Consider the following 6,034-nt stretch of genomic DNA (forward strand, 5'->3'; position numbering starts at 1 on the left):
GGTGTCGGGAGTGGCGGAATCGACAAAGATCGGGGATTTCTCGCCAATGACGTCCGTGCGGGTGCTGGCGCTGGAAGGGGCGATGGCCACGAGCGTGGCGATCACGTTCGACGTGCTGGACACGGCGAACCGGGTCGAGGGGCGTCCGGTGTTCCGGGTGACCGGGGACGCGGCGGACGTGGTGGTCCTGCCGGGGTTGGGGTTGACCAGCGGGGCCGAGGTGCGGGCGTTGCTCGGGCGGCCGGATGCGAGGGCCGCCGGTGAGGTGCTCGTGGACGCGGTCGCGCGGGGCGCCGAGGTGGCCACGTCGTGCTCTGGGGTGTTCCTGCCGGCGGCGTTGGGGCTGTTGGACGGGCGGCGGGCGACGACGTCGTGGTGGTTGGCTCCCCTGTTCCGCCGACTGCACCCGGGCGTGGAGTTGGACGCGGAGGCGTTGGTGGTCCGGGACGGGCCGTTGACCACGGCCGGCGCGGCGATGGCGCACCTGGACCTGATGCTGACGCTGGTGGCCCGCCACGGCGGGGCCGAGCTGGCCGACCGGTGCGCCCGGTACCTGCTCGCGGACGTGCGGGCCAGCCAGTCCGCCTACATGGCCCTGGGGTTCCTGACCGCCGCCGACGCGGACGTGGCGGCGGCGGAGCGGTGGGCGCGGGCCCGGCTGGCCGACGACGTGTCGGTGGCGGACGTGGCGGCGGCGGTCGGGATGTCCACCCGGACCTTCGCCCGGCGGGTGGAGCGGGCCACCGGCCTGTCCCCGGTGCGCTTCCTGCAACGCCTCCGCGTGGAGACCGCCGTGGACCTGCTCACGACGACCCGCCTGCCGGTGGAGGACATCGCCCGCCGCGTCGGCTACGCGGACCCGACCACGCTGCGCCGGGTCCTGCGGCGGGAGACCGGGCGCGGCCCCCGCGATCACCGGGGCGGCGAGAGGACCAGTCGGCGGGCGAAGTTGGTGTAGCCCAGGCGTTCGAAGGACTTCGCCATCGGCTGGTTGGTCAGGTCGGTGTCGGCCCGGATGACGTCGGCGCCCGTCTCCTCCGCCAGGAACCGGGTGATCTCGGCCAGGATGTCGTCGACGTACCCGTGGCCGCGGTGCTCGGGCAGCACGCCCAGGTAGCCCACCGTGGCGAAGCCCGTGTTGCGCGACGGCACGCCGAAGCCCACCGGCTCGCCCGCCGCCGTCTCCGCCACCCGCCACCACGCCCGGTCGCCCAGCATGGAGTCGCGGTAGAACTCGACGTCCGACCGCGCCTGCGCCTGCGCCCCGACGGTCCGCGCTTCCCGGGTCGACGCGGCGTCCAGCGACTGCTGCACCGCCCGGCGGAACAGGTCCACGAACACCTCGTCGTCCGGCTCGGCCCGGAACCGCAGGCGTGGGGACGGCGCGGGCACGCCCGCTTGGCGCGTCCACTCGTAGCGCAGCCGCTCGACCGGTTCGGTCAGGCCCGCTCGCCCGGCGGCCTCTCGACGCCAGTGCAGAGCGGCGACGGCGTCGGGCCGGTCGCGCCAGTCCGCCGGCAGGAGCACGTGGTAGTCCAGCGCTGATCCGAGGGACTCGTGCGCGGTGGACAGGAGTCGCGCGGCCACCGCCGCCCGGTCGTCCCCGCGGGCGTGGAGGGTGTCCAGGGCCTCCGGTTTCGCCTGGCCCCACCAGACGGCGACGGCGTGCACGTCACCGGCGTCCTCGGCGATCCAGGTCCACTCGTGGCGGTACTCGCCGGTGCCCAGGCGGTGGCGGAAGGCGTCGGCGTCGCTCCACGCGCCGACCTCGCCGGGGACGAGCAGCGGCAGGACGCGGTCGAGGTCGGCCTCGGTCATGGGGCGGAAGATCACGGCGTCTCCAGGTCGCGCGGCAGCGCGGTGTCGGTGAGGTGGCGGCGGGCACCGCTCGTGCCGGACGGGGAACTGCGTGCGCACCTGGCGCCGACCCTAGATCGAGACGCCGTCGAGGCGGAACCGGTTTTCCCGCCCGGGGCGCTGGAGCAGGGCCAGGCGGCTGGCCGTGCGCGCCCGGTCCAGCGCCTGCGCGTCACCGGCGAGCAGGTCCGCCTCGCCGACCAGCACCAGCCGGACGTCCCGGTCCACCAGCACGTCCACCACGTTGGCGAACCGCTGCCGCGCCTCCCGGTCGCGGGTGGCCAGCGGCGGCACCCGGTCGAGCACCCACGTCCGGTACCGCTCGGCCAGCACCAGGTAGTCCCGAGTGGACGTCGGCCGCTCGCACAGGTCCGCGAAGTCGAACCACACCACCGCGTCCCGCGCCGCCCGCGCCCGGACCTCGCGCCCGTTCACCGGCAGCGCGACCCACCCCGACGGCCGCGCCAGCCCCAGGGCCGCGAGCTGCGCGTCGGTCCCCGGCGAGCACCACACCCCGGTCTCGAACACCGAGCGCGGCGCGCCCGCGGGCGTGCGCCGGTAGTCGCGCGGTCCGGCCACCTCCACCACGTCCATGCTCGCCTCGACCAGCGCGATCCCGGGCAGGAAGTGGTCGTGGTAGAGCGGGTTGGGCAGCAGGCCCGACGGCGGGTAGTTCGACGTCACCAGCAGCACCACGCCCCGCGCCCGCAGCGACTCCAGCAGGCGCAGCACGAGCATCGCGTCGCCCACGTCGTGCAGGTGGAACTCGTCGAAGTGCAGCAGCCGGCAGTTCCCGGTCAGCTCGGCCACCGCCTGCTCCACCGCGCCGGGCTCGTGCAGGTGGGCGGAGATGCGGGTGTGCAGCTCGCGGAAGAACTCGTGGAAGTGCACGCGGCGCTTGCGGCGCAGCGGGACCAGGTCGAAGAACGTGTCCGCGAGCCAGCTCTTGCCCCGCCCGACCGGTCCCCACAGGTACACCCCGCGCGGCCGGCCGCCGAACAGCGCCGTCAGCTCCGCGCCCAGCTCCGCCAGCCGCGCCGCCGCGTGCTCCTGCGCCGCGTCGAGCGTGTAGCCGCGGTCGCGCGCGCAGTCGTGGAACCGGTCGAGGAGCTGTCGCGCGCGCACCTTTCGTCTATAGCAGCGTGCCACCCGGAAAGCCGTGAACTCGATCACTACCTTCCCTATCATTCCCTACACGCGCTAGTTTGGGGAACGATGAGTGACGATATGTACTCGGTCGAGCAGGTCGCGGAGCGGCTCGGCCTGCACGTCCGGACGGTGCGCGGCTACATCCGCACCGGTCGGCTCAAGGCGGTCCGGATCGGCAAGCAGTACCGGATCGCCCGCGCCGACCTCGCCGCCCTGCTCGGCCGCCCCGCGCCGCCGCGCCCGGCGGTGGAGGTGTCCACGGTGGTCGAGGTGGCAGGCGTCGACCGGGCCGGGGCCGACCGGTTGAGCACGCTGGTCCTGGCCGGGGTCGGCTCCGCGCCCGACCCCGCGCACCCGTTGCGCGTGCAGACCTTGTTCGACGAGGAGGGGAACCGGATGAAGATCGTCGTGTTCGGCGGTCCCGCCGCCACCGCCGACCTGCTCGGGCTGCTCGCCGCCGTGCTCGACGGCGACAACGGCCTGGTCGCCGGGGAGGCCGACGGTGGCTGACGTGGTGCGCGAGCGGGTCGGCGTGCAGGTCGTGGAGTGCGACCCGGACGGGCCCCCGATCGAGACCGAGCAGGACGCCCTGGACATCATCGGCGCGGTGTTCCTCGGCGCGCGGGTGGCCGCCGTGCCCGCGCACCGGTTGGGGGAGCGGTTCTTCACGCTCAGCACCCGGTTCGCGGGCGAGGTCATGCAGAAGTTCGTGAACTACCGGATGCTGCTGGCGGTCGTCGGCGACATCTCGGAGCACCTGGCGGCCAGTTCGGCGCTGCGCGCGCTGGTCGCGGAGTCCAACGAGGGGGACCACGTGTGGTTCGTGCCCGACCTCGACGCGCTGGACGAGCGGTTGCGCGCCGGTCGGTAGCCTGGGGGCGTGGCGGATGAGGTCCCGGCGGAGGTGGTGCAGGCGCTGCGGGCGCTGTCCAACCCGTTGCGCCTGCAGCTGCTGAGCTGGCTGCGCGACCCGGAGCGCAACTTCGACCTGACCGGCGCGCTGGTCGACCCGCACGAGGCGGGGGTGTGCGTGAGCCACATCCAGGCCAAGGTGGGGCTCGCGCAATCCACGGTGTCGGCGTACATGGCCGAACTCCAGCGCGCGGGCCTGGTGCGTGCCACGCGGGTGGGCAAGTGGACCCACTACAAGCGTGACGAACGACGCATCGCCGAGCTGATCGCCCTGTTGGGCAAGGTGCTCTGACCTTCCGCAGTGGACTTCGCCGGTTCCGGCTTGACCGTCAAATCGTAAATCCGCGATACTTCGATCTGACGGAAGGGGGAGCCCGATGGGCGACATGGGCCTCGGCACGTTCGGGGTGTGGACGTTCGACTTCGAGAGCCAGTCGGCGGCGGTCGTGCGCGACTCGGTGCAGGAGCTGGAAGACCTGGGCTGGCGGGCGGTGTGGGTGCCCGAGGTCGGCGGGCGGGAGGCGTTCTCGCTGGCCGGCTACCTGCTTTCGGCGACCCGGCGGATGGCCGTGGCCAACGGGATCGCGCAGATCTGGTCCCGGGACGCCGCGGCGGCCAGGGGAGCGAGCCTGCTGCTGGCCGACGCCTACCCGGGCCGGCACGTCCTGGGCCTGGGCTTCGGCGGCAAGCCCCGCCCGGGCGTCAAGCCGCTCGCGGCCATGGCGGAGTACCTGGACGCGCTCGACCCGGCGGACGGCGTGCGGCGCATCCTGGCCGCGTACGGGCCGAAGATGCTGGAACTGTCCCGTGACCGCACGCACGGCGCGCACACGTACCACGTGAACGTGGCCCACACGGCGCAAGCGCGGGAGGTGCTGGGGCCGGACGCGTTCCTGGGCGTGGAGCACGCGGTGCTGTTCGAGACCGACCCCGAGCGGGCGCGGGCGGTGGCGCGCGAACACCTGGCGCCGTACCTGGCGACGCCGTACAACCTGGCCAAGTTCCGGCGGTTGGGCTACACCGAGGACGACGTCACGGGCGGCGGCAGCGATCGCCTGGTCGACGACCTGGTGTTCTGGGGCGACCTGGACACCGTGGTGGACAAGCTGCGCGCGCACGTGGAGGTCGGTGCGGACCACGTCGGCGTGCAGGTGATCGGCGTCCCGGCGGGGGAGACCGCGATGCCGCACTGGCGCGCCCTGGCGGAGGCGTTGCTGCCGGCCGCGTGATCGTCGCTCGGCGGGATGCGCCAGGATGACCCGATGGGGTTCCGACGGCGCCGCTGGTTGATCATCGTCGTGGCGGTCGTGGTGCTGCTGCCGTTGAGCGGCGTGGGCGTGATGGCACTGGCCAATGCGCGCGGCTACCAACTCTTCGGCGGCCTCACCGACCGCGTGCGGACGACGGAGAAGGTGGTGGCCCTGACCTTCGACGACGGCCCGCACCCGGCCGGCACCCAACCGTTGCTGGAGGCGTTGGCGCGCAAGGACGTCCGTGCGACGTTCTACGTGACCGGGCGAGAGCTGTCGGAACACCCGGACCTGGGACGGGCGATCGTCGAAGCGGGCCACGAACTGGGCAACCACTCCTACCACCACGAACGGATGGTGTTCGTGACCCCGAGTTTCGTGGCGCGGGAAGTGGAACGCACCGACGAAGCCATCCGTGCCGCCGGCTACACCGGTGACATCACCTTCCGGCCGCCGAACGGCAAGAAACTGGTGGCCCTGCCGCATTATCTGGACGAACACGGCCGCAAGACCATCATGTGGGACGTGGAGCCGGACTCCAGCGAGGAGGCGGCCAAGCGCGGCACGGACGACATCGTCCGGGCCACCCTGGACGAGACCCGCCCAGGCTCGATCGTGCTCCTGCACGGGATGTACCCGGGCCGGGACCGGACCCGGGCAGCGGTGGAGCCCATCATCGACGGCCTGCGCGAACGCGGCTACCGCTTCACAACAGTGTCAGAACTCCTCACCCTCGGCCCAGACGACTAGGAGCCGCCGAACAGGCAGCCCACCGGAGGGGACACAACCCAACCCGGGCTTCTTGCTTGTGTCATCTCCGTATGGCCCGCCCGAAGGGCTACCACATTTTCCCGGGGTTGGGCCAA

At 72.9% G+C, this 6,034-nt stretch carries 8 protein-coding genes; 6 read left to right on the plus strand and 2 right to left on the minus strand.

Features of this window, described 5'->3' with window-relative positions; genetic code table 11:
* Nucleotides 1–46 precede the first annotated feature (46 nt).
* Nucleotides 47–958, plus strand: coding sequence for a GlxA family transcriptional regulator (locus tag ABD126_RS26455; protein WP_343936633.1), 912 nt, complete (start codon nt 47–49; stop codon nt 956–958).
* On the opposite strand, the gene ABD126_RS26460 is transcribed toward ABD126_RS26455, so the two are convergent.
* Together ABD126_RS26460 and zapE are read right to left on the minus strand one after the other, a co-directional pair.
* Nucleotides 913–1,818: a GNAT family N-acetyltransferase gene (locus tag ABD126_RS26460; protein ID WP_343936634.1), complete on the minus strand. Its 906-nt coding sequence runs from the start codon at nt 1,816–1,818 to the stop codon at nt 913–915. The genes ABD126_RS26455 and ABD126_RS26460 overlap by 46 nt on opposite strands.
* A gap of 111 nt (nt 1,819–1,929) precedes the next feature.
* Nucleotides 1,930–2,982 carry a cell division protein ZapE gene (gene zapE / locus ABD126_RS26465; RefSeq protein ID WP_343936635.1) on the minus strand — a complete coding sequence of 351 codons (1,053 nt, stop codon included), beginning with the start codon at nt 2,980–2,982 and terminating at the stop codon, nt 1,930–1,932.
* A 90-nt stretch (nt 2,983–3,072) separates the two neighbouring features.
* Here zapE and ABD126_RS26470 point away from each other — a divergent pair, with 90 nt between their 5' ends.
* From ABD126_RS26470 to ABD126_RS26490, 5 genes are all read left to right on the plus strand, one after another.
* Nucleotides 3,073–3,516 carry a helix-turn-helix domain-containing protein gene (locus tag ABD126_RS26470; protein WP_343936636.1) on the plus strand — a complete coding sequence of 148 codons (444 nt, stop codon included), beginning with the start codon at nt 3,073–3,075 and terminating at the stop codon, nt 3,514–3,516.
* Nucleotides 3,509–3,877: a DUF4180 domain-containing protein gene (locus ABD126_RS26475; protein ID WP_343936637.1), complete on the plus strand. Its 369-nt coding sequence runs from the start codon at nt 3,509–3,511 to the stop codon at nt 3,875–3,877. Before ABD126_RS26470 ends, ABD126_RS26475 begins: the two co-directional genes overlap by 8 nt.
* A gap of 9 nt (nt 3,878–3,886) precedes the next feature.
* Nucleotides 3,887–4,210, plus strand: coding sequence for an ArsR/SmtB family transcription factor (locus ABD126_RS26480; protein WP_343936638.1), 324 nt, complete (start codon nt 3,887–3,889; stop codon nt 4,208–4,210).
* Nucleotides 4,211–4,304: 94 nt separating this feature from the next.
* A complete protein-coding gene (locus ABD126_RS26485) occupies nt 4,305–5,147 on the plus strand; it encodes a TIGR03620 family F420-dependent LLM class oxidoreductase (protein WP_343936648.1) in 843 nt (280 codons plus the stop codon).
* A gap of 33 nt (nt 5,148–5,180) precedes the next feature.
* Nucleotides 5,181–5,918 carry a polysaccharide deacetylase family protein gene (locus ABD126_RS26490; RefSeq protein ID WP_343936639.1) on the plus strand — a complete coding sequence of 246 codons (738 nt, stop codon included), beginning with the start codon at nt 5,181–5,183 and terminating at the stop codon, nt 5,916–5,918.
* Nucleotides 5,919–6,034 lie beyond the last annotated feature (116 nt).

Origin of the sequence: Saccharothrix mutabilis subsp. mutabilis (genome assembly GCF_039521145.1) — a bacterium.
Lineage (GTDB): Bacteria > Actinomycetota > Actinomycetes > Mycobacteriales > Pseudonocardiaceae > Actinosynnema > Actinosynnema mutabilis.